This window comes from Nocardia sp. 852002-51101_SCH5132738, assembly GCF_001665695.1.
Classification (GTDB): domain Bacteria; phylum Actinomycetota; class Actinomycetes; order Mycobacteriales; family Mycobacteriaceae; genus Nocardia; species Nocardia nova.
In genome coordinates, this window is sequence record NZ_LZML01000079.1 from 1 (window position 1) to 604 (window position 604).

Annotated in this window: 1 protein-coding gene; it reads right to left on the reverse strand. The window is 64.2% G+C overall.

Annotated elements, in window-relative coordinates; all coding sequences use genetic code 11:
* Positions 1-604, reverse strand: a 604-nt coding sequence (locus tag A5789_RS11585) for an integrase core domain-containing protein (protein ID WP_155525752.1), incomplete at both ends; no start/stop codon positions are given.

A 604-nucleotide genomic window follows, 5' to 3' on the forward strand; every position in this document is an offset into this window, starting at 1 on the left:
TGTAGGAGGCCTGGACGTTGGTGACGCCCGCGTGGAGTCGCCTGGCTGGTGGCTGGTTTCCGGCGGCCGAATGCGGTCGATGATAGTTGTAGTGGATGTTCCAGATCTGCAGCGCCTGCTGGCGCTGCAGATCTGAGGTCCACTCGCGGGCGTAGAGGAATTCCTCGGCCAGGATTCGGTTATAGCGCTCGACTTTCCCGTTGTGCCGAGGCGTGTAGGGAGTGATCCGCTGGTGACGGGCACCGAGTAGCACTTTCGCGAAATCGCGGGCCCTGTAGCAGGAGCCGTTGTCGGTGACGATCCGCTCGATTCGTGTGATGCCGTGCGCGGCGAAGAACGCCCTGGCTCGGAACACGAAACCGATTGCTGTGACAGCTTTCTCGTCAGGCAGTGCCTCGGTGTAGGCCAGCCGGGAGAAGCCATCGACAGCTGAGTGCAGGAACACGTAACCAGGCCGGGTGCGCCGGTTCACCGCGCGGGTGGCTTTGTGCTGGGCCGATCCCTTGCCGTGGACACGCCAGCCACCGCCATCGGGGATGTGGCCGACCTTTTTGATATCGACGTGCACCATGTGCCCGGGCCGGCGAGCGGCGATCCGGCGCGG